The organism is Rhizobium sp. USDA 3886, assembly GCF_056279785.1.
Genome location: NZ_JBWCDC010000001.1, coordinates 212,897 through 232,367, shown reverse-complemented (window position 1 = coordinate 232,367; position 19,471 = coordinate 212,897). Strand labels below are relative to the sequence as shown.

The following is a 19,471-nucleotide window of genomic DNA, read 5'->3' as shown; positions in this document are numbered from 1 at the left end:
TCTGCGGTGGGTGGCCATTCTCTTTTGCCTAGTGATATGGGGGGCCGTGATGGCCTTTTTCATCTGGTAGATTCGTTGCGCGCGAAAAGAACGATGCCGATCGTCTTCCAGATAATCTTCAAGTCAGCCGACATCGAGCAGCTGTGATAATAGTCCACGTCGAACTGCACCCGTTCATCATAGGTCGTGTCCTTGTTCCGGTGCACCTGCCATAGACCGGTAAGGCCCGGCGTCATGGCGAGATAGTAATGGATCCGACGGCCGTAACGCTCCATTTCATCGGCCACGATCGGCCGCGGCCCGACAAGGCTCATATCGCCGCAAAAGACGTTCCAGAGCTGCGGCAGCTCGTCGAGGCTCGTCATCCGGAGATATTTTCCAAGCCAATGGACGCGCGGGTCGTTGACCAGCTTCTGGGTTTCATTCCATTCGGCGCGCCGCACGGGATCGTTGGCGAGAATGCTGGCCAGCCGCGCATCGGCGTCCTTCCGCATCGAGCGGAATTTCAGGCATGAGAATGAACGGCCGTAGCGGCCGACACGCTGGTGTCGGAATATGAGCGGCCGCCCATCAACCAGCAGCAGGGCCACCGCGATAAGCGCAAAAAATGGCAGAAAGAAAACCAGCGCCGACCCGGAAATCAGGATGTCCCCGGCACGCTTCAGGCGATAATCTCTCGACGTCGGCCGTCGTAGCCGAGCCGATTGCCCGTCCTGAGCAACGCCATCAAAGAACGATAGCATTTTGAAACCCCGTTGTATCTCAACCCACAGTTAAGGTTGGCAGTGTCGGCCAGAATAGACAATTGACCAGAACGGCTAAGCCTTAGTCAGATAGAAGTAGGCCCGAATACCGATGGCGGGACCATTGATTCATTCACCTTTTAAAACTGTCGAGACACGAGAGAACACAACCGCTTTCAACAAGGGTATCTGCTTGATGCCGTTCAATTAAATGAACGGATGGCGATAGGCGGCGGATCAATTACCGGATCGTTCAGGTAGCCGGCCGGCAACACCAGCCAAGCTCGTTCGCGCCAAGATCCGGCCGTAGAGAGCGATCAGCGCTTCGCCCCAGGTCTCCGGCGAATGAGCAAGCCCGGGCGCCTTGCTGAGGCCGTTCAAGCTCATGGAGCGTACCACCGCATCATCGGCTGCGAGCCGTCGGATCGCCGTCGCCAGCGATCCGACGTCCCCCGTCCTGAATGTCAGCGCGCAACCGAATTCCTCAAGCTCGTTTCCCAACAAGGCGGCGTCAGGCACAATGACGGGAATTCCGCTTCCGATCGCTTCGACGGCTGCAAGCGCGAAAGGTTCCGGCACGCGCGACGACACGACGATGGCGCGCGCATTGCGCAGGAGTTCGTGCATCTCTTCTTTCGCTTTCCAGCCGTGGATGACGACTTCAGGATAGTCGCGTTCCAATATCAACCGCCCTGCGCCATCGCCAATGATCTGGAGCTTCACATTGGCAAGCCGCGCCGCTCGCGCGGCATCCTCGAACCCTTTTTCCGGCTCGAGCCTTCCCACGAAGAAGAAATCTCGCATCGTCCAGGGTTCGGCCCCTCTGTGCAGGAACGGCTCCACCGGATTGCGAATGGTCTCGATATGATCGGTGCAGATGCCGGCGCGCTCGAAATATTCACGCATCCGCTGATGCACGATGACGATATTGGCCGGGAGCTCGTCCGTCTGATAGAGCCGCTCCCGCAGCAAGTGGCGTGCAGAACGCCAGATCTTCTCGTGATAGCCGCGTTTGTCGCATTGCGTCATCATGCACGGCACCGACATCGGCTTGAGCGTGCAGACGGTGTCTTTTCGGTAGTTCGCAAAGCCGCCGTTCGGGCAGCACAGGAAATAATCATGCGCATGCAGGACCACGCGCTGGCGGACCGGCCATAGGGCCTGGAAGATGGAGGGCGAAAGGATCTTCGACCAGCCATGGACATGATAGATCGTCGAAGCCGTGTCGGCGCTGTCGATAACCTCGCGCACGGCTTCGAGCGCCTGCTTGTTGTAAAGCCCGCTGATTAACGCTGCGATGCGGCCCTGAGCGGTCAGCGGCGCACCGCCGAGATTGATGGTGTCGTCCGCCGGCAGCTCGCTTCCGGCCGCGTCGCCCGCCAGATAGGTTACGGGAATGCCGGCGCGTTTGAGCAGGTGCGCCGACAGAATGGCAAGGTTGGAGGCTCCTCCAACCTTTGTCGAACGGTCATTGATGACGACAACACGGTCGGGATAGCGCGTGATCACGACCCTACCCCATCGTTCTGATCTTCTGCGGTGCAAGCCTGCCCGTCAGAAGATCGAAAAGTGCGATCGCATTGCCCTTGAGGCGCCCTTTCCGGTCGACCCAGGGTTCGGGGCGCCAGACTTTGACGAGATTGGCGGCCAGATTCCGGCCCATTTGCGCAGCCGCCCGTCCGGAACTCAGCGTTTTCTTGCGCACGAGATAGATCGGATTGGCGATCTGCGAATATCCGAACTTGATGCCGGTCGTTCGTCCGGCCTTCGTCCCGAGATGCACGCCTTGGAGATGGTCGGCACAAATGACCTCGCCATATCGCGCCATCATGCGGCTGAAGTCGACATCTTCGAGCCAGCCGTAAAACGGCAGGTTCTCGTCAAACCGGACTCCTGAAGCCACGATCGCCGAAACGCGGACAGCCATGTTGCAACCATAGGCGTTATAGATCGGCTTGAAGGATTTCTCGCGTTTCTGCGGGCGGCGAACCTTCTGTACCAGCTTAAGGCCGTCGCAGACCGAGATGCCCGCCCCGGTGATCCCGTCGGCGATGACCGTGCCCGTCGACATGACGATATCGCGCCGGGTACGAAACAGGAGCTCAGTGTCCTCGATATAAGTGGGCGTCATCAGGAAATCGTCGTCGAGGAAGAGCACCACATCCGCATCGACGATGCTGTCGAGAATTGTGTTGCGCTGAAGGCAAAGCCCGCGCTCTGAAACCAGCACCCTGACCGGGCATGCAAGCGAGGAAAGGCTCATTCGGTCGACATCTTCGAGCGAGGGCACGCAGATGACGACCTCCTCGGGCTGACGCGTCTGGCGCGATATATGGGGAAGCACGGCAGAGAGGACTTCGCTCCTGCCTGAACTCGCGATGCCGACAGTCACCTTGAGCGGGCGCCCGCGCGGCTTGTCATTGAAGGCCAGATGGGGAGTGGCCGGTTTTACGGCAGGTTCGCTCGGCCGCGACGAAGCAGGCTTTCTCGGTGAACGCTTCCTGCCGCCGCTGCGATTGGCGATGATCCCGAGAAGGTTGACCCGCGACGTGCCGAAACTCGCAAGCGCGGCGGACAGCCGCTCGATGGTCATTTTCTTCGGCTTGCCGACGACAATCGCGATGCCATCCAGATAGCTGAAGATATGGCGGGTATCCGCCGAACCCTCAAATGCCGCCAGATCGACGATGACGACGCCGTAGCGCTGCCGGAGCAACTCGATTTCCGTCTTGAACGCAGCAAGATGACCGAAGATCTGATGGGATGCGGCAGACCGTGTTGTCTCCTCGACGGTCAGCACGGGAACCAGCGTGGAGGCTTCAGCATGCTCGTCGTCCCTGCTTCTCCTTCTCCTGCGGCCGTGCTCGTCGTGACGTGCCACGACATGTTCCGCGGCTTGCGGCTCATCTGCGCCAATATGATCTATCCGCAGCACGCGGAGCCCGAAGTCCTCCCCGGCGGCACTCACCACTTTGCTCAGGAAGCCTTTTTGGAAATCGGCATCGACGAGGACGACCGGCGTGCCTTCATTCTGGTAGAGCTGCGCGAGGTTCACCGCAACCGTCGTCTTTCCCTCGCCGCTGCCGACCGACGTGATGCCGATGACCGTTGGCGAATTGGGGCGGAATGCCGAACTAATGGAGTTCTTCACGCCTCGCAAGGCTTCGGTGAAATCGGAATAGGGCGCATCGAGCACACCCCGCAGCGGCATCGCGGCCTGCAGGTTTGCCGCCTTCGCCCCGGCGGGCAAAACTGCCGTTGCGCCCTGAAGAGGCAGGCTTCCAAGCGACGCTATACCGAGTTCCTGCCGCAGCCTGGAGTTCAAGTGAATCCCCTTGCCCCTTCCATCAAAAAGCAGCGCGAGCAGAAGACCACCGGCCAGGCCCATCAGCGTGGTGAAGGGCAGGATAATGGAGGGTTTCGGTGAGCTCTTCGTCAGCGGCGCGGACGCGGCCGTCACGATACGGGCATCTCCGAGCGGGAAAGACTGCTTCTGCAACGTGCCCGTCAGTTGTTGGAGAATTCCTTCATAGATGCGGCGATAGGTCGTCGCACGACTTTCCATTTCGGTGAGTTTCACACGCGCCAGGTTTTTGTCCGTGCCGGTCGCAGTCAGCGCCGCCATCTGGTCATTGAGGAGGCGTTCGCGAGTTTGCGCGACCTGCAGGTTCGTTTTGTATACTTCCTGGATGCGGACGAGTTCGTTCCTGATATCGCCGGTTAGCCGTGCAACTTCCTCTTTGGCGGCCGCGATCGCGGGATTGCCCGGATCGTAGCGGCTTATCAGATTGTTCAGCCTTGACGTAGCAAGACTGACGTCCTCCTGGAGTTTCTGTATGCGGGGGTTGTCGATCGTCTCCTGAACGCTGCCGCCAACCGCTTCCCCCGCCATTAGCCGATTGAGGGTATCGAGCTTGGCGGACGCGGCAGCGGTCTCGGCACTTGCGGAAATGGCTTGGCTGCTGATTTCGGACAATTGCTGCTGGTCCAGGGACGACGTGGTGCCGAGTTCCATTATGCCGTTCATGGCCCGGAATTCTTCTGCATCCAATGCCGCCTCCCGGGCTTGCTTCTCCACGTCGATCAACCGGGTTTCCAGCCAGTTCGCCCCGCTTTGCGCTGCTGCGGCGCGCGCGGAGACGGCCGAATCCATATAGGCTTGCGCAAGGGCGTTCGCGACGCGAGCTGCCTTTTGCGGATCGGTAGATTTGTAGCCGATTTCGAGGATATAGGATTGCCCTACCCTGACGACCGAGACCCGCGACAGGAACGACGCCATCGTCCTGCGCATGCGTATCTCCTCGTCTGACGCCTCCTGGCCGGGCACGGCGGGTGCCGCCGCTTCGCCGATCATCGACTGCAGCCAGTCCTTGGCGATCGACCGCCACGACGCATTGTCCTGGATTTCCGGATCCTCGGAGAGATTGAGTTTGTTGATGACCGCTTTCGCGATCGGCTCCGACTGGATGATCTCCACCTGACTGGCGATTTCAGCCGCCTCGATGATAATCGTTCCAGTGAAAGCATCCTGCGACGCGATCCGGCCCTGCTCGGGATCCATGACGAGGCGGGCAGCGGCGAAGAAAAGCGGTGGCTGGGTGGCGACATAAGCACCGCCTGCGGCAGCGCCTACCGCCGTGAAGAAGGCGAGTATCAAGGTGTGACGCTTCAGAAAGCGCCAAATGTCGCCGAACGATATATTTTCGGTGTCAGGTGATTGCTTCTTGCCGAACTGATCGCCGGGGATAAGCTTGCCGATGTCGTGAACAACCATATTGTTTTGCCCGATCCTCGAATTCATGTGATTTACTGTACCCGCGGAGGAGGATTGGCAGACGAAAGCATCGAGCCGTCCAGGTTCTTGGAGACATTGTAGCGAACGTCCAGCACATCCCCCGGCTCAAGCTCAGCGCTATCTGGAACCGGAGCAGCAGTGCCCGAACCACCGCCGCGGGTCAGCCAGTACTCAAGCGGTTGCACGTCGACGGCCTGGAGGCTTTCGTAGCGTGCAACGGACGCGCCTGCGGCCTGCAGCAGCTGAACGGTCGTGGTGCGCTTCAACCGCACGTCTTCCAGCTCCGCTTCTGTTACCTGCAGCTCCTGCCCCACCTCTGTCTTGCGCTGGCCCTTCAGGTTGAGTGCTTCGCGTTCGGTTTCGTTCAGCTTCTGCTTGGCCTGCATCGACGCGACGACCAGATCGAGCTTGTCGCTCTGCATATCGGCGACGATGCGTTCGAGGGATGTCTTGCGGGAGGTGGTCAGGATCTTGGTGTCGACGAGTTTTGCGATGTCGACAAGCTCATCCTGGGCGATCTGCACTTGCCTTTCCTGCGCCACCATCTTCTCGTCGAGCACAGTGATCTCGCTTCGCAAGAGCTTCATGAGATCTGCTGCGGATTCCAGCTGGTGCCGCAAGGCGTCGGCTCTTGCCGTGAAGAGAGCGCTTTCGCTTTTCAGTATCTGGCTCACGACTGAACCTTCGGGGGCCCCGGTCAGTTCCGGAGGAAAATCCACGGAAGGCTTGTCGTTCAGCTCGGCCATCAGCCTGGCGCGGCGGGCCATGAGCTGTTTTGCCTGAAGCTCGAGGCGGCTGAATTCCCCGGCGTAACGAATCTGCTCGGCGTCGGCATATTCGCCGGAGCGGTCGGCGCGGCGTTCCCGTCCGCCAGCCAGCGCAAGCGCTTGCTTGACGGTCAGTCCTGGCCGGAATTCGAACTCGTTCGGTCGCTCGACGGCACCCGTGACATAGACCATCGGATATTTGGCGATCTCAACCGAAGCGATGGGAGCGGTCGCAAGGCCCGTCAGTTTCTTGATCCTCTCACCGATCAGGAGGGCCGTCTCTTCCGTCGTCTTGCCGAGAACGGCAATCTCGCCGACCATCGGCATCGAGATATCGCCGCGCTGAGACACGGCAAATTCACCGTTGAGAGCGGTCCATTCCTTGTACTCGCCCGTTGAAGTCACCCATTCCACGACCGAGACCTTCATCCTCGTCTGCGCTTTGATGCGGTAGCTGTCGTCTGCGGCATGGACGGCTTGTCCGGTGAAAGCGGTGCCAATGAGCCCTGCCGCCATGATGAAGCGGAGGACACGACGGGCGCCGGGCAATGCGGTTCTTGAATTGCGTACGGCAGCAATGGGCATGGCGCGACTTGTTCTCCTCGTGATTCTGCAGCGGGCAAACCGCCGAATTCCGATGATGCGCCTAATGCAATTCGAGTAAATCCACCGCGAGGCAGCCTGCTTTAGTCCAATCTGAGGAAGACGGAGTAGAAACCAACCGGCCGCTTACCCCAGTTGCGGTATCTCCGGCCAAGTGGCCGCTCCACATAGGTCTTTCGGCCGTGGCTCTACACCGTTTTAGGGCCGTTGCAGACCAATCTAGGCTCTGTGGAATGTCCCCCGCTTCAACGATGATGATCCGACTGGTTGGCGAGGGAGACATCATGCGTGTCGCGATTGTTCATTACTGGCTGGTTTCGATGCGCGGCGGCGAGAAGGTCGTCGAGGCCCTCTGCGACATGTTCCCAGACGCCGACATCTTCACCCTCGTTTACGATGAAAGCCGTGTCTCGGAAAAAATAAGGGGACATGTCGTCAAGACGTCGTTTCTGCAGCGCCTGCCGGGTGCCGTCAGGCATTACCAGTCGCTGCTTCCGCTAATGCCCTTCGCGCTCGAAAGTCTGGATCTCAGCGGGTACGACCTCATCATCTCAAGCGAATCCGGCCCCGCCAAGGGCATCATCGCTCCGCCACATTCGACGCATGTCTGCTACTGCCATTCGCCGATGCGTTATATCTGGGACCACTATCACGTCTACCGTTCGCATGCCGGACTCGCCTCCAGAATGATGCTTCCGGTGATCGCCCCGCTTCTGCGGTCCTGGGATGTCAGCACCAGCATGCGCGTGGACCGTTTCGTCGCGAATTCGCACCATGTGAGAGCGCGCATCGGCAAGTATTACGGACGCTCCGCCACGGTCGTCTATCCGCCGGTAGCAGTCGAGGACTATGCGCCGGCGGATGCCATCGAGGACTTTTATCTTTGCGCCGGGCAGCTCGTCTCCTACAAGCGGGTCGATCTCGCCGTGAGGGCCTTTTCCAAGATGGGACGCAACCTCGTCGTCATCGGCGAAGGCAAAGAGCTTGCCATGCTGAAGTCGATCGCGGGGCCGACCGTGAAATTCCTGGGGCGGGTGCCCTTTCCGGTTCTCAAGGAAAAACTGGCCCGATGCCGCGCCCTGATCTTCCCCGGAGAGGAGGATTTCGGCCTTGTGCCGGTGGAAGCCATGGCGAGCGGCCGGCCGGTCATCGCTTTCGGCAGTGGCGGAGCGCTTGAAACGGTCGTGCCGGGAGAAACCGGCCTCCTCTTCTATGAGCAGAACGTTGAAGCCATCGTCGACGCAGTGCGGTCGTTTGAAGAACACACCGAGGATTTCGATCCCGAAACCATTCGCACGCACGCAGCGCGGTTCAGCACCAGGAATTTCAGGTTCGGCATGGACTCGATCATCCAGGAGGAACTTCGGGCGAGAAGAACTAGCGCACTTGCTGCGACCTCCCATGCGGAGACCCGCCGGTTTCCTCTGGACAGCGTCTTCCCCGTCCCCCCGCCTGGAACGGATATCGTCCACTAACGGAGCGTCCGCGCTGGCCGGGCGCGCAGCGCGTTTTTCCGAAATCACACCTTCAGTTCGCGCCGTTCGCGCTCGGTGATCATGGCAAGATCGATCACCTTCTGCAGGTTGGCGGCGTGGCGGAAGTTGGGGTCTGGCTGCAGGCCGCTCATCACCGCTTCGGCAAAGCGCTGGTAGTTCGTCGAAACCGGAGCGGCCTCGATCTCCCTCCAGGTCGCACTCTCGACATTCTCGCCGAGGCAGCCGCGCAAATCCGAGCCGGTAGGGCGATGGTTGACCTCAAGACTTCCCCTCTCGCCGTAGATGCGAAGCTTCAGCTCGTTCAAGTGGCCCGTCGCCCAGCGGCTGGCATGCACCACGCCGAGCGCGCCATTGGCGAAATCGAGCGACATCGTGAAGCTGTCGTTCGCATCCAGAAGATATTCGCCGATCTGGCCGCCCGGTACCTTGTTGAAGGTCTTCAGCCGGGCAAAGACGTGATCGATATCGGTCGCTGCACCATAAGCGGCAAAATCGAGGATGTGGATGCCGACATCGCCGAGCACACCGGTCGACCCGTGGCCGGTCGAAAGACGCCAGAGCCAAGTCGATTCCGTGCGCCAGTCGCCCCAGGCGCGCGACACGAGCCAGCTCTGCAGATAGGATGCTTCCACATGCTTGATGGTGCCGAGCTCGCCGGCGAGCACCATCTCGCGGGCGCGCTGCAGCGGCGCGACGTTGCGGTAGGTGAGGTTCACCATATTGACGACGCCTGCCGTTTCAGCCGCTTCCGTCATCTCCAGAGCCTTCGGATAGTTTTCCGCCAGCGGCTTTTCGCACAGCACATGTTTGCCCGCAGCAATCAGCGCCATGGTCGTCGGGTGATGGATGCGGTCCGGCGTGACGTTCGTCGCGGCGTCGAAATCACCCCAGGCTATGGCGTCGTCCAATGTCAGGAAACGTTTTTCGATGCCGAATTCATCGGCGAAGAGCTTCAGGCGATCGGGATCGGTATCGACCGCGCCGACGACCTCGACACCATCCATGTGCGCGAAATGGCGCAACTGGTTCTTCGCCATCACGCCCGTACCAAGAACGAGTAGTCGCATGGATGCTCCTCAGCAGTGAGCGGCGGCCGTCCGGTGTGGTTTCGGGCCGCGCTCTTCAATCGGCTCCAGTGCCTTCCTTACCGGCTCATTTGGGGCATCCGCGATGCTCGTCAACGCAGCCGGCACACAGACCTCTTGGCGCGGCTCTTGCAACGCGAGGTATTGACGGAGAAAACCGAGAGAAATCAATGAGAAATGGATTTCGAAAAGAGGTTGACGACCAGGACGCCGGAAATGATCAACCCGAGCCCGATCATGGCGGGAAGATCGAGGCGCTGCTTAAAATAGACAAACCCGACCACCGAAATCAGCACTATTCCCAAAGCGCTCCAGATCGCATAGGCAATGCCGACCGGGATCACCTTCAAAGTGAGCGACAGGACGTAGAAGGACGTCGTGTAGCAGGCGACGAGAAGTACGCTCGGCCAGAAACGCGTGAGCTGCTGCGAAAGCTGCAGGGCGGTGGTGCCGATTACTTCCAATACGATCGCGGCGAGGAGCAGCGCGTAGACGGCAGCCGGGCTCATGGTTCAATCCTTCGAAAATCAGTGTTTCGTGAGTTCTATAAGGCGCGCAATCAGCGCACTTCGTTCGGCAGCACCGATCTCGTGACTTTCCGTCGCCTCGGCAAGCCAGAGACCATCCGCGGCAAAGCGCACGATCTGCGCATCGATCGACGAGTCGGTGCCGACATATTCGTCCGCCCGCTCCCGCACCCATTCCCGCCAGCGCTTGCGCAGCCGCGGCTCGGCCAGCATCGCGATCGTCACCTGTGTCCAGTGGCGGGAGTCGTCCGTCCTTTCGCTGATGTCGGCACACGCGAAAAGATAGGCGCGCGTGAAGCGTCCGTGCGGCCCCGGATCGGCCCGCATCAGCTCATCGAGCTCTTGATCGAAACGCTCTAGCAGACTGTCGAACAGCGCATCCAGCAGAGCGTTCTTGGTCGGAAAATGGTGCAGCAGGCCACCCTTGCTGATGCCGGATGCCCCGGAGACGGCATCGAGCGTTACCGACGCCATGCCCTGCTCACTCGCAAGGCGCGCGGCGACATCCAGTAATTGCCGGCGCACGAGAACAGGCTGCTTCTTGCGATGATGAGCGGTTGACATAATTTATTAAAAATACCGTCTGGACGGTTTTGTCAATCGAAATCTGCATCCCACGCTTCCGCCTGTTCCTGCGCAAAATGCCGCGGCTCACCGCAGCCGGTTGCGGATAGGGCAACGGCAGTGCATTAAGAAATACGGACTTCAGGGGATGGATTTGTGACGGAAGAAGTTATCACGCTCTATCAAGCGATCGGCGGCAACCACACGGTGCGGACGCTGACGCATCGCTTCTACGAGCTGATGGACACGTTGCCGGAAGCAAAGCATGTCCGCGCGGTTCATCCGCCGAGCCTCGAAGGCAGCGAAGAGAAATTCTACGAATATCTGACGGGCTACTTCGGCGGCCCGCCTCTCTATACCGACAAACGCGGCCATCCGCGGCTGCGCAGCCGCCATTTCGTTGCCACGATCGGCCCGGTCGAGCGCGATGAGTGGCTGTTCTGCTTCCGCCGCGCGCTCGACGAAACGATCGCCAGCGAGAAGCTGCGCGAGATCATCTGGACGCCGGTCGAACGGCTCGCCTTCCATATGCAGAACAATGAATAGGATCAGCCATGGCCGCACCGCTTTTCTTTGTTTTCGCTGGCCTCTTCGGCGCGGCGGGCGTGGCACTTGCCGCCGTCGCCGCCCATGGCGGCGGTGAAGCCGCGCTCGCAGCCTCCGCCTCCGCGATGTGTCTGTCGCACGCCCCTGCCCTCTTGGGTCTCGCAATCGGCATCGAGAAGATCAGAACCGCCCGCCTGGCCGGTTTGTTGATCATCGCTGGCACGCTGTTCTTTGCCGGCGATCTCGCGATGCTGCGGTTTGCGGGGATCGGACTATTTCCCTATGCCGCGCCGACCGGCGGCTGGGCGATGATGCTGGGTTGGCTGGCGATCGCCACCGGCGGCCTGATGCCCACCAAACCATAAGGTCAGCGCTGCGGCACGCGGCCGAAGCGCAGCAGGTTGCCGTGCGGATCATGGATGTAGAATTCCTCCATGTTCCACGGTCGCACTTCCATATCGGTTAGACGACTGACGCCCTTCGCGCGATATTCCGCATGAAGGGCGGCAATACGCCCGCCGCGCAGATAGACCGACGTCTTCTCCGGCAGGCCGGTATCGTCGGTGCGCCAGAAATGCAGTTCCATCTCATCGCGCCTGACGATCAGATAGTCAGGCGTTTGGTGCACGATCTGCGCAAAGCCGAGCTCGTCGCGATAAAAGGCAAGCGTCTCGGCAATGTCGAGCGACGGCAGGACCGGCAGGACCTCGATACGGTCCGGATCCCCGCTCATATGCCGTCCACGACGTTGAAGCCTTCGAACACCGGCGGCCCCTTGTACATCACCTTGTGCTCGCCCGCATTACGGTGCGCTGCGCGGAAGTTCTCGGATTTCGTCCAGTTCTGGAAATCCTCCTCGCTCTGCCAGAGCGTATGCGAGGAAAATAGCGTATAGCCTTCCTCCGCATTGGCCTTTCCACGCAGTAGGCGGAACTCGATGAAGCCCGGCACCTGCGAGAGGCTGGAATCGCGGCTGCGCCAGACATTTTCAAAATCCGCCTCGGCGCCGGTCGCGACCTTGAAGCGGTTCATCGCAATGTACATCGAAACCTCCTCACACCTTACTGCCGTCCGCGCGGGCCTGCGGGAAGGCAACGACATTATTGCCGTTTGCCGCCTCGCGGCCAAGTGCTGCATCGGCCTTTTCGCCCGGCATGCGCGCTTCCCAGACGGGAAACTCGGTCACGTTCGGATAAAGGTGCTCGCGCTCGGCATTTTTCACCAAGAGGTCGTAAAGTTCGGGCACAAGGCCATCACCATTCTGCGCGGCGAGCTTGTGCAGGCCGATCATCATGAACCCGTCAGGGTGCTGATCTTTCATCGGGAATTGTCTCGTTCGTTCATGGTCTGCAGCGCACGCTCGAGGCTCGATTTGCTGCCGTTGCGCAGCGGAATGAAGGCCTTGCCGAACTTCTTGCAGCCGGTCTTCACACGCAGGCAGGCATCGTGGCTGATACAGTCGATCGGGCAGAACACGCAGTCGACGGAGGGAAGCACTGTATCGATACGGGAGACCGCCTCGCGCAGACCGCCATCGTGATGGATCAGTTCGGCACCGAAGTTGCTCGCGATCTGGCGAAGATGCGCCACCTGGCAATCGCGGCCGCCGACATAGAGGAAACTGCGGCCATCCAGTTTGGATCGTCCAGGATCCTGCTGCGTCGCCTGCGCTGCCACATCCGCGCTGACGCGGATTTCCCGGTTTAGTCCCTTCTTCGCCTTCCGAGCCATTTACCACCCGTTCGCTCGTTGATCGTCACACGATTCTAACGTGTGCGAACGGACCTTATTAAACTTGATTTTTAGAGTAAAGTATAAAGTTGACAGTTTTTGTCATATTATCTTTGATTGATAGCAATTGGCACGGACATAAGCATGGCCTGGCCGCCCGGCGGCGGACTAAATGGCGCGGCACGCCGCACAGCATCAAGGGCAAATTGATCAACCTTAGGATCGCCGGATCCTCTGGACACGCGAACGGAGTTTAAGCCGCCGCTACCGCTCACCGAGAACGTGATTACTACATCTCCCTCGATCCCGCGCGGCGTCCTGATCGCACGTCGAATGCGGCTCCTAACCTTACCGGCATAATTCGCCTTGGCCGCGGTGCCGATGCCACTGTTGTTACTCGCTGCCTGCGAATTGCGATCCGAACTTGCCGTCTCGCTTCCGTCGCTGGCCCCTCGCATGGAATCCTGCTTGTTCTCGCCTTGCGATCCAGCGACCTTCTTCTCCACCTTCCTCGGCGGCTGCTTCTTTTCCACCGGCTTCTCAACCGGCTGAACCGCCTTCGGCTTCGGCGTCGGTGCGGGTGCCTCTTCGGGCTTTACCGGCTCCGGTAGCGCTTCGGCGGTCTCTACCGGCTCGACGGGCTTCACCTCCTCTGGCACCTCCGTCGCCATCGGCTGCACGACCGACGTCTCTGCCGGAACATTCGACGTCAGCACTTCAGGTTCCGCCGCCGTCACCGTCTCGGGGGAGACGCGTGTAACCTCCTGCACCGGTGGCACGGCCTCCGCCTGGATTGGCTGCACCGTCTCTGGCGGAACCTCCGTCGGCTGTTCCGTAGGCTGCACGATCCGCGGCTGCACCGTCTCGGCGACGATCTCTTCCGGCTGCGGCTCCACTTGCAGGTCCGGATCGCCGGCAGAGGCCTGGTCGGCTTCTGAATCACCGAGAATAATGACGCTCACGGCCTCGCCTGCTTCTTCCTCCGTTTCGTGCGGTGTCACGACGAAGCCGACAGCCAGGGCGGTGAAGAGAATGGCGTGAAAAGCAAAGGAGGTCAGGCAGGCAATGAAGACGCGGCGCTTGCCCGGCTTCGGCTCGTTCGCTTGCTTTTCAAGGGCGCTTTGGTCCATCGGCGGCGCATCTGCCGCCACTGTCGTTTGTGCCTGCGGATGTTCCGGAAAAGATTCGATCAGCGACAGACGCGCATAGTGCATCACGGCTTCTGCGGCGGGCTGGCGCTGCGCATTCCGCAACTCGGGCATTTCATGGCCGGGATGGATGCCTGGCGCATTGTCGTTCAGGCCGTCAGCATCCTGCTCCACGATGAAATCGCGTCGCGACCTGGATCTCGCTGAAACTGCCATGTGCCCTGCCCCGGCCGGTTTGAAACTGAAACCCGCCGGGGATCATCCCCGGCATGAACTGCTCATCCCTCGAAGGGAACGGAAATCTGCGAACGGGTGACGAGGCCCTTCATGCATTCGCCAGCGGCCGGGCCATCGCAGACCGGCGTGTCGTTGATGAGGATGCGGGTCACGGCCTCACACTTCACATTCGGCATGTCGAACTGCCGCACGCGTTTCTTGCCTTGCGGCAGATCGCGGAAGTCGAGCACGGTGATCTTGTCGACGGCATTCTTGTCGTTGAAGAAAGCAAGCTCGAAGGAGATCTTGTTGACGGGCGCGGCAAGCTTGTTGAGTGCCACGAAGGTCATCATGCAGCCCTTCTGCGAGGGCGTTAGCGCATTCAACTCGACTTCGAGGACATTCGCGGGGGCCGCCGCGGCGGCATTCTGCGCACAAGCGGGGCAAAGAGTTCCAGTCGCCAGCAATCCGCCTGCCACAAATGCCGCAAATCCGCCCGCCGCCATCACCGCTTCTCCATGTAATTTCTAAAACTTGACTTGAAAAGTCCGCTATTGCGTCTTTAAAAAATGGTGACTATGAAAGTCAAGTTAATTGTATCAAGGCCGGAGGAAAACAAGCCCCGGCGCCAGCGGAAATTGCCAACCGAAATGATGGTTGAGAAACCAGACACTTTTAAGCATGCGCCTCTCCCGCGGGAGGCAGCCGAAATCCGCACCATCGAAAGCGCGGACATTTTCCGCGGTGCGAACGAGATCATGATCCGGCATGACGGCTTGGTCTACCGCATGAAAATTACCCGGCAGGGCAAACTCATTCTCAATAAGTAAGGGTAGCAGATGACTGACAAGACCAGACCGGCACCGGCCGAAATTCGCGCGTTCCGCGCCGAAAATCCGCAGATGCGCGAGCGCGATATCGCGGCGCGGCTGAACATTTCCGAAGCGGCCCTGGTCGCCGCCGAAGTCGGCATTTCCGCGACGCGCATTGACGCCAGTGCGCTGAAGCTTCTGGAACGCGTGGCCGAACTCGGTGAAGTCCTAGCGCTGTCGCGCAATGAAAGCGCCGTCCACGAAAAAATCGGCGTCTTCGAAAACATCAAGATGGGCACACAGAGCGCAATCGTGCTCGGCGAAAACATCGACCTTCGCATCTTCCCGAGCCGCTGGGTCCATGGCTTTGCTGTCACGAAGAAGAACGGCGACGAGGAGCGCCTCAGCCTGCAGTATTTCGACAAGACGGGCAACGCGGTCCACAAAGTGCATCTGCGCCCGAATTCAAACGTCGAGGCCTACCGCTCGATCGTCGCCGATCTGAAGCTCGACGATCAGTCGCAGGAACTCATCGAGGCCGAAATCTCCGCTTCCGAGGATGAGAGCGGCAACGTCGGTCGTGACGAGCTGCGCCACAACTGGAGCAAGCTCGCGGACACGCATGAATTCTTCGGCATGCTGAAGCGCCTCAAGATCGGCCGTCAGGCTGCGCTGCACACGGTCGGCGACGATTACGCCTGGAAGCTCGACAACACCGCGACGGCCGATATGATGCATGCCTCCGTCAAGGCCGGCCTGCCGATCATGTGCTTTGTCGCGAACAACGGCATCGTGCAGATCCATTCCGGGCCGATCTTTAACGTTCAGGCGATGGGACCGTGGATCAACATCATGGATCCAACCTTCCACCTGCATCTGCGCCAGGACCATATCGCCGAGACCTGGGCCGTGAGAAAGCCCACCAAGGACGGCCACGTCACCTCGCTGGAAGCCTATGACGCCAAGGGCGAGATGATCATCCAGTTCTTCGGCAAGCGGAAGGAAGGTTTCGACGAGCGCACCGATTGGCGCGAGATCATCGAAAGCCTGCCGAAGGCCGAAGCGAGCGTCGCAGCGTAAGGAACGGAACGATGAAAATACCTTCGAACCTGCGCCGCCTCCGGCTTTGGGAACTGGCGCTGACGGCGGCCGTTATGGTGCTGCCTTTGCTGCCCGCCGCGACGGCGGACAATAGCTTCATCCGGGCCGCGCATGCCGAGGAACCGAAAAAGATCGACACGTCTCGTCTCGTCGCCATCGGTGGAGACGTGACGGAGATCGTCTACGCGCTCGGCGAAGAAAGCCGCCTCATCGCCCGCGATTCCACCAGCATCTACCCCGTTGCGGCCATGAAGCTGCCGGATGTGGGCTATATGCGGGCTCTCTCGCCGGAAGGCATCCTCGCCGTCAACCCGACCGCAATCATCGCCGTCGAAGGCTCCGGCCCGCCGGAAGCGCTGACCGTCCTGAAGAACGCCAGCGTGCCGTTCGAAACCATTCCGAGTACCTATGATCGCGCAGGCATCCTGACGAAGATCAACAGGATCGGCACATTGCTCGCCGTACCGGACAAGGCCAAGGCACTGGAGGCCAAGGTCGGTGCCGATCTGGATGCCGCGGTCGCCGATGCAGGTAAGCGGCCGGACGCAGAGCGCAAGCGCGTGCTTTTCATCCTCAGCACGCAGGGCGGCAAGATCATGGCCTCCGGCACGGACACGGCAGCCGATGGCATCGTCAAGCTCGCAGGCGCCATCAATGCCGTCGGCAGCTTCTCCGGCTACAAGCCGGTGACCGATGAGGCGATCATCGAGGCAAAGCCCGACGTGATCCTGATGATGAACCGTCAGGGCAGCCACGCCGCCGCCAACGACGACCTCTTCAAGCAGCCGGCGCTCGCGTTGACCCCCGCGGCTCAAAGGAAGGCCGTCATCCGCATGGACGGGCTGCACCTGCTCGGCTTCGGCCCGCGCACTGCAGGCGCCGTCCGCGAATTGAACGAAGCCATCTACGGGGGCTGAGATGGTTCTGCTGGATGCCATGACGGGACAGAAACGATCAATTTTCTCGATAGCCGCGTTTCGTCAACGCCACGAAACGGGCGATCGGGCGCGGCTGGCGCTCCTTGTGATTGGCCTGCTCGTCGTTGGTTCGTTCTTCTCGCTGCTGTTTTCCGTGACGACCGGCGCCTCGGATGCCTCGATCGTCGATGTGATCGCAAACATCTTGGGTTCGGAAGCGGCGCTCAACATGCGCGATCGGATCATCATCTTCGATATCCGCATGCCGCGGGCGATCCTCGGTTTTCTCGTCGGCGGTTCGCTCGCCGTCTCGGGCGCTGTGATGCAGGGTCTGTTCCGCAATCCGCTTGCCGATCCCGGCCTCGTCGGCGTGTCGTCCGGAGCGAGCTTCGGCGCCGTCGTGATGATCGTGCTCGGCGGAACGATCGCCATGCCGTTCCTTGCGCTGCTTGGCATCTATGCTCTACCGATTGCAGCTTTCGGCGGCGGCCTTATTACAGCGGTGCTGCTTTACCGAATCGCAACGAGCAACGGCCAGACCTCGGTCGCCACAATGCTGCTTGCAGGCATCGCGCTCGCAGCCTTGACCGGCGCGATGACGGGCCTGCTGACTTACGTCGCTAACGATCAGCAACTGCGCGATCTCACCTTCTGGTCCATGGGTTCGCTTGCAGGCGCAACCTGGATGAAGATCGCCGCAGCCGCGCCGATCATTCTGGTATCTTTTGCCGTCCTGCCCTTCTTGGCGCGCGGGCTGAATGCCATAACCCTCGGCGAGGCCGCCGCGTTTCATATGGGCGTCCCGGTTCAGCGGCTGAAGAATATTGCGATCGTAGCCGTAGCTGCCGCGACCGGCGCGTCGGTCGCGGTCAGCGGCGGTATCGGCTTCGTCGGCATTGTCGTGCCGCATCTCCTGCGCATGATCATCGGCCCCGACCACCGCTACCTGCTGCCCGCCTCCGCCCTCCTCGGCGGCTCTCTCTTGATCTTCGCCGACGTTCTGGCGCGCACCATCGTCGCGCCCGCCGAATTGCCGATCGGAATCATCACCGCGGCCATCGGCGGGCCGTTCTTCCTCTGGATATTGTTGCGGCAGCGCTCACGGCTGGCACTTTAAAAGTGAATTTCGATGATCGAACTCTCCGGCATCTCGGTCCGCCTGTCAGGCAAGACAATCGTCCACGACGTCAGCTTTACGGCGAAGGCCGGCCAGCTGACCGCGATCGCCGGACCGAACGGCTCCGGCAAGACGACGACGATGAAGGCGGCCTCCGGCGAGCTTTCCTTTGACGGCTCCGTGCGCATCAACGGCGAAGAGGTCAAGGCAATGCAGCCCTGGCAGCTGGCCGCCGTTCGCGGCGTGCTGCCACAGGCGAGCGCCATCTCCTTTCCCTTCACCGTGCGCGAGATCGTGCGCATGGGACTGACGACAGGGCTGAACCTGCACCCCGAGGAGGCGGAACAGATCGCGGCACGCGCGCTCGCCGCCGTCGACCTCGGCGGCTTCGAAGGCCGTTTCTACCAGGAGCTTTCCGGCGGCGAGCAGCAGCGCGTCCAGCTCGCCCGCGTGCTGTGCCAAATCTCCGAGCCAGTCGTGGATGGGAAGCCCTGCTGGTTGCTGCTCGACGAGCCTGTTTCCAGCCTCGATATCAGCCATCAGCTGACGATCATGAGCCTTGCGCGGAAATTCTGCGACGCAGGCGGCGGCGTGATCGCGGTGATGCACGACCTCAACCTGACCGCCCTCTTCGCGGACCAGATCGTGCTGATGGAGGGCGGACGCCTTGCCGCGGCCGGCAGCGTTCGCGAAGTGCTCACAGACGAGCGCATGCAATCGGTTTTCGGATGCCGGCTGCGCATCAATCAGATCCCGGCGGACGGAACACCCTTTGTCCTGGCTCACAGTGCGCTTGCCGGTCGCTGAACCGACCGGAACTTTTGATTGGGCAACGCGTTGTCGTGTCGATGATTTGGATCAATGCCGGGCGATACTGTTTATTGCAATGATCGGTGCTGACCTCGTTTGAAACCGGCCCGCGGCTTTGCGCGCGCCCATGCCAAGGAGAGCATCATGGCTTCTATCCTCCCGTCCATTCGCGGCCGGCGCCATGGCAACGGTACGCTTCACGACATCGAATCCACGATTGAGGATCAGATCGAAACCTTGCGCGACGAAATCGCGACTCTGACGAAGCTGGTTGCGAAGAATTCGCGGCGACGCGGCGAAAAGCTCCGCTATCAGGCGGCCGCCGGCTATGACGAACTCCTAGGCCGCAGCGAGGACCTGCTGCACGACCTGCAAGAGAGTTATCTGCGCGGCGCAAGTGAAGTTCGCCATACCGTGCGCAGGCATCCGATCGCAACGATCGGTGCTGCTGCCGCCTTCGGCCTCGTGCTCGCACTCCTCGCACGCCGCTGAG

The 19,471-nt window shown here is 60.6% G+C and carries 22 protein-coding genes and 1 pseudogene; 9 read left to right on the top strand and 14 right to left on the bottom strand.

The features are described from left to right. Window positions 1-59: 59 nt before the first annotated feature. The 4 genes from ACZ9BX_RS01175 to ACZ9BX_RS01160 all read right to left on the bottom strand — a co-directional run bounded on the left by ACZ9BX_RS01175 (window position 60) and on the right by ACZ9BX_RS01160 (window position 6,890). Entirely contained in the window at window positions 60-743 is a 684-nt protein-coding gene (locus tag ACZ9BX_RS01175; protein WP_476215144.1) for a sugar transferase, read from the bottom strand. Between the two features lie 237 nt (window positions 744-980). Then, entirely contained in the window at window positions 981-2,252 is a 1,272-nt protein-coding gene (locus tag ACZ9BX_RS01170; protein WP_476215142.1) for a glycosyltransferase family 4 protein, read from the bottom strand. Window positions 2,253-2,256: 4 nt separating this feature from the next. Then, window positions 2,257-5,517, bottom strand: coding sequence for a nucleotide-binding protein (locus ACZ9BX_RS01165; RefSeq protein WP_476215141.1), 3,261 nt, complete (start codon window positions 5,515-5,517; stop codon window positions 2,257-2,259). A 32-nt stretch (window positions 5,518-5,549) separates the two neighbouring features. Beyond that, window positions 5,550-6,890, bottom strand: coding sequence for a polysaccharide biosynthesis/export family protein (locus tag ACZ9BX_RS01160; protein ID WP_476215139.1), 1,341 nt, complete (start codon window positions 6,888-6,890; stop codon window positions 5,550-5,552). Between the two features lie 302 nt (window positions 6,891-7,192). On the opposite strand from ACZ9BX_RS01160, the gene ACZ9BX_RS01155 reads away from it, so the two are divergent. Then, complete coding sequence (locus ACZ9BX_RS01155) at window positions 7,193-8,383, top strand: glycosyltransferase (protein WP_476215137.1); 1,191 nt, start codon at window positions 7,193-7,195, stop codon at window positions 8,381-8,383. A gap of 44 nt (window positions 8,384-8,427) precedes the next feature. Here the strand turns inward: ACZ9BX_RS01155 and ACZ9BX_RS01150 are convergent, their stop codons facing one another. From ACZ9BX_RS01150 to ACZ9BX_RS01135, 4 genes and pseudogenes are all read right to left on the bottom strand, one after another. Then, window positions 8,428-9,471, bottom strand: a complete 1,044-nt coding sequence (locus ACZ9BX_RS01150) for a Gfo/Idh/MocA family protein (RefSeq protein ID WP_476215135.1) — start codon at window positions 9,469-9,471, stop codon at window positions 8,428-8,430. A gap of 9 nt (window positions 9,472-9,480) precedes the next feature. Next, window positions 9,481-9,588, bottom strand: a pseudogene (locus tag ACZ9BX_RS01145) (ThuA domain-containing protein); the annotation flags it as partial. Window positions 9,589-9,656: 68 nt separating this feature from the next. Then, window positions 9,657-9,998, bottom strand: a complete 342-nt coding sequence (locus tag ACZ9BX_RS01140) for an SMR family transporter (RefSeq protein WP_476215133.1) — start codon at window positions 9,996-9,998, stop codon at window positions 9,657-9,659. Window positions 9,999-10,016: 18 nt separating this feature from the next. After that, the gene (locus tag ACZ9BX_RS01135) at window positions 10,017-10,580 is read right to left on the bottom strand and encodes a TetR/AcrR family transcriptional regulator (RefSeq protein WP_476215131.1); all 564 of its coding nucleotides are present in this window, start codon (window positions 10,578-10,580) and stop codon (window positions 10,017-10,019) included. 156 nt (window positions 10,581-10,736) lie between these two features. Between ACZ9BX_RS01135 and ACZ9BX_RS01130 the strand changes: the two genes are divergently transcribed. Next, on the top strand, window positions 10,737-11,126 hold the full coding sequence (locus ACZ9BX_RS01130; protein ID WP_476215129.1) for a group II truncated hemoglobin: 390 nt from the start codon (window positions 10,737-10,739) through the stop codon (window positions 11,124-11,126). 8 nt (window positions 11,127-11,134) lie between these two features. Then, complete coding sequence (locus ACZ9BX_RS01125; RefSeq protein WP_476215127.1) at window positions 11,135-11,491, top strand: DUF423 domain-containing protein; 357 nt, start codon at window positions 11,135-11,137, stop codon at window positions 11,489-11,491. A 2-nt stretch (window positions 11,492-11,493) separates the two neighbouring features. Here the strand turns inward: ACZ9BX_RS01125 and ACZ9BX_RS01120 are convergent, their stop codons facing one another. The 6 genes from ACZ9BX_RS01120 to ACZ9BX_RS01095 form a co-directional block, all read right to left on the bottom strand. Beyond that, entirely contained in the window at window positions 11,494-11,859 is a 366-nt protein-coding gene (locus ACZ9BX_RS01120; protein ID WP_027510206.1) for a bleomycin resistance protein, read from the bottom strand. Then, on the bottom strand, window positions 11,856-12,170 hold the full coding sequence (hmuQ, locus tag ACZ9BX_RS01115) for a heme-degrading protein HmuQ (protein ID WP_027510205.1): 315 nt from the start codon (window positions 12,168-12,170) through the stop codon (window positions 11,856-11,858). Before hmuQ ends, ACZ9BX_RS01120 begins: the two co-directional genes overlap by 4 nt. A gap of 10 nt (window positions 12,171-12,180) precedes the next feature. Then, window positions 12,181-12,447, bottom strand: coding sequence for a hypothetical protein (locus tag ACZ9BX_RS01110; RefSeq protein ID WP_132564076.1), 267 nt, complete (start codon window positions 12,445-12,447; stop codon window positions 12,181-12,183). Next, window positions 12,444-12,857 (bottom strand): DUF2325 domain-containing protein, encoded by a 414-nt coding sequence (locus ACZ9BX_RS01105; RefSeq protein ID WP_027510203.1) that lies wholly within the window; start codon window positions 12,855-12,857, stop codon window positions 12,444-12,446. Before ACZ9BX_RS01105 ends, ACZ9BX_RS01110 begins: the two co-directional genes overlap by 4 nt. A gap of 107 nt (window positions 12,858-12,964) precedes the next feature. Continuing rightward, window positions 12,965-14,221: an energy transducer TonB gene (locus ACZ9BX_RS01100; protein ID WP_476215123.1), complete on the bottom strand. Its 1,257-nt coding sequence runs from the start codon at window positions 14,219-14,221 to the stop codon at window positions 12,965-12,967. A 62-nt stretch (window positions 14,222-14,283) separates the two neighbouring features. Then, window positions 14,284-14,727 carry a hypothetical protein gene (locus tag ACZ9BX_RS01095; protein WP_476215121.1) on the bottom strand — a complete coding sequence of 148 codons (444 nt, stop codon included), beginning with the start codon at window positions 14,725-14,727 and terminating at the stop codon, window positions 14,284-14,286. A 144-nt stretch (window positions 14,728-14,871) separates the two neighbouring features. On the opposite strand from ACZ9BX_RS01095, the gene hemP reads away from it, so the two are divergent. The 6 genes from hemP to ACZ9BX_RS01065 all read left to right on the top strand — a co-directional run bounded on the left by hemP (window position 14,872) and on the right by ACZ9BX_RS01065 (window position 19,470). Then, on the top strand, window positions 14,872-15,051 hold the full coding sequence (gene hemP, locus ACZ9BX_RS01090; RefSeq protein WP_476219865.1) for a hemin uptake protein HemP: 180 nt from the start codon (window positions 14,872-14,874) through the stop codon (window positions 15,049-15,051). Window positions 15,052-15,060: 9 nt separating this feature from the next. Further along, window positions 15,061-16,113: a hemin-degrading factor gene (locus ACZ9BX_RS01085; RefSeq protein WP_476215119.1), complete on the top strand. Its 1,053-nt coding sequence runs from the start codon at window positions 15,061-15,063 to the stop codon at window positions 16,111-16,113. A gap of 11 nt (window positions 16,114-16,124) precedes the next feature. Then, window positions 16,125-17,051, top strand: coding sequence for a heme/hemin ABC transporter substrate-binding protein (locus ACZ9BX_RS01080; protein ID WP_476215117.1), 927 nt, complete (start codon window positions 16,125-16,127; stop codon window positions 17,049-17,051). A gap of 1 nt (window position 17,052) precedes the next feature. Then, window positions 17,053-18,168, top strand: coding sequence for a FecCD family ABC transporter permease (locus ACZ9BX_RS01075; RefSeq protein WP_476215115.1), 1,116 nt, complete (start codon window positions 17,053-17,055; stop codon window positions 18,166-18,168). Between the two features lie 12 nt (window positions 18,169-18,180). Beyond that, on the top strand, window positions 18,181-18,975 hold the full coding sequence (locus ACZ9BX_RS01070; RefSeq protein WP_476215113.1) for a heme ABC transporter ATP-binding protein: 795 nt from the start codon (window positions 18,181-18,183) through the stop codon (window positions 18,973-18,975). Between the two features lie 147 nt (window positions 18,976-19,122). Continuing rightward, window positions 19,123-19,470 carry an ElaB/YgaM/YqjD family protein gene (locus ACZ9BX_RS01065; RefSeq protein WP_476215112.1) on the top strand — a complete coding sequence of 116 codons (348 nt, stop codon included), beginning with the start codon at window positions 19,123-19,125 and terminating at the stop codon, window positions 19,468-19,470. Window position 19,471: the final 1 nt, after the last annotated feature.

Bases quoted from the DNA above. Each gene is read 5' to 3' on its own strand.
- ACZ9BX_RS01175 (WP_476215144.1), bottom strand. From the start codon at position 743: ATGCTATCGTTCTTTGATGGCGTTGCTCAGGACGGGCAATCGGCTCGG.
- ACZ9BX_RS01165 (WP_476215141.1), bottom strand. From the start codon at position 5,517: ATGGTTGTTCACGACATCGGCAAGCTTATCCCCGGCGATCAGTTCGGC.
- ACZ9BX_RS01160 (WP_476215139.1), bottom strand. From the start codon at position 6,890: ATGCCCATTGCTGCCGTACGCAATTCAAGAACCGCATTGCCCGGCGCC.
- ACZ9BX_RS01155 (WP_476215137.1), top strand. From the start codon at position 7,193: ATGCGTGTCGCGATTGTTCATTACTGGCTGGTTTCGATGCGCGGCGGC.
- ACZ9BX_RS01150 (WP_476215135.1), bottom strand. From the start codon at position 9,471: ATGCGACTACTCGTTCTTGGTACGGGCGTGATGGCGAAGAACCAGTTG.
- ACZ9BX_RS01140 (WP_476215133.1), bottom strand. From the start codon at position 9,998: ATGAGCCCGGCTGCCGTCTACGCGCTGCTCCTCGCCGCGATCGTATTG.
- ACZ9BX_RS01135 (WP_476215131.1), bottom strand. From the start codon at position 10,580: ATGTCAACCGCTCATCATCGCAAGAAGCAGCCTGTTCTCGTGCGCCGG.
- ACZ9BX_RS01125 (WP_476215127.1), top strand. From the start codon at position 11,135: ATGGCCGCACCGCTTTTCTTTGTTTTCGCTGGCCTCTTCGGCGCGGCG.
- ACZ9BX_RS01120 (WP_027510206.1), bottom strand. From the start codon at position 11,859: ATGAGCGGGGATCCGGACCGTATCGAGGTCCTGCCGGTCCTGCCGTCG.
- hmuQ (WP_027510205.1), bottom strand. From the start codon at position 12,170: ATGTACATTGCGATGAACCGCTTCAAGGTCGCGACCGGCGCCGAGGCG.
- ACZ9BX_RS01110 (WP_132564076.1), bottom strand. From the start codon at position 12,447: ATGAAAGATCAGCACCCTGACGGGTTCATGATGATCGGCCTGCACAAG.
- ACZ9BX_RS01105 (WP_027510203.1), bottom strand. From the start codon at position 12,857: ATGGCTCGGAAGGCGAAGAAGGGACTAAACCGGGAAATCCGCGTCAGC.
- ACZ9BX_RS01100 (WP_476215123.1), bottom strand. From the start codon at position 14,221: ATGGCAGTTTCAGCGAGATCCAGGTCGCGACGCGATTTCATCGTGGAG.
- ACZ9BX_RS01095 (WP_476215121.1), bottom strand. From the start codon at position 14,727: ATGGCGGCGGGCGGATTTGCGGCATTTGTGGCAGGCGGATTGCTGGCG.
- hemP (WP_476219865.1), top strand. From the start codon at position 14,872: ATGATGGTTGAGAAACCAGACACTTTTAAGCATGCGCCTCTCCCGCGG.
- ACZ9BX_RS01085 (WP_476215119.1), top strand. From the start codon at position 15,061: ATGACTGACAAGACCAGACCGGCACCGGCCGAAATTCGCGCGTTCCGC.
- ACZ9BX_RS01080 (WP_476215117.1), top strand. From the start codon at position 16,125: ATGAAAATACCTTCGAACCTGCGCCGCCTCCGGCTTTGGGAACTGGCG.
- ACZ9BX_RS01075 (WP_476215115.1), top strand. From the start codon at position 17,053: ATGGTTCTGCTGGATGCCATGACGGGACAGAAACGATCAATTTTCTCG.
- ACZ9BX_RS01070 (WP_476215113.1), top strand. From the start codon at position 18,181: ATGATCGAACTCTCCGGCATCTCGGTCCGCCTGTCAGGCAAGACAATC.
- ACZ9BX_RS01065 (WP_476215112.1), top strand. From the start codon at position 19,123: ATGGCTTCTATCCTCCCGTCCATTCGCGGCCGGCGCCATGGCAACGGT.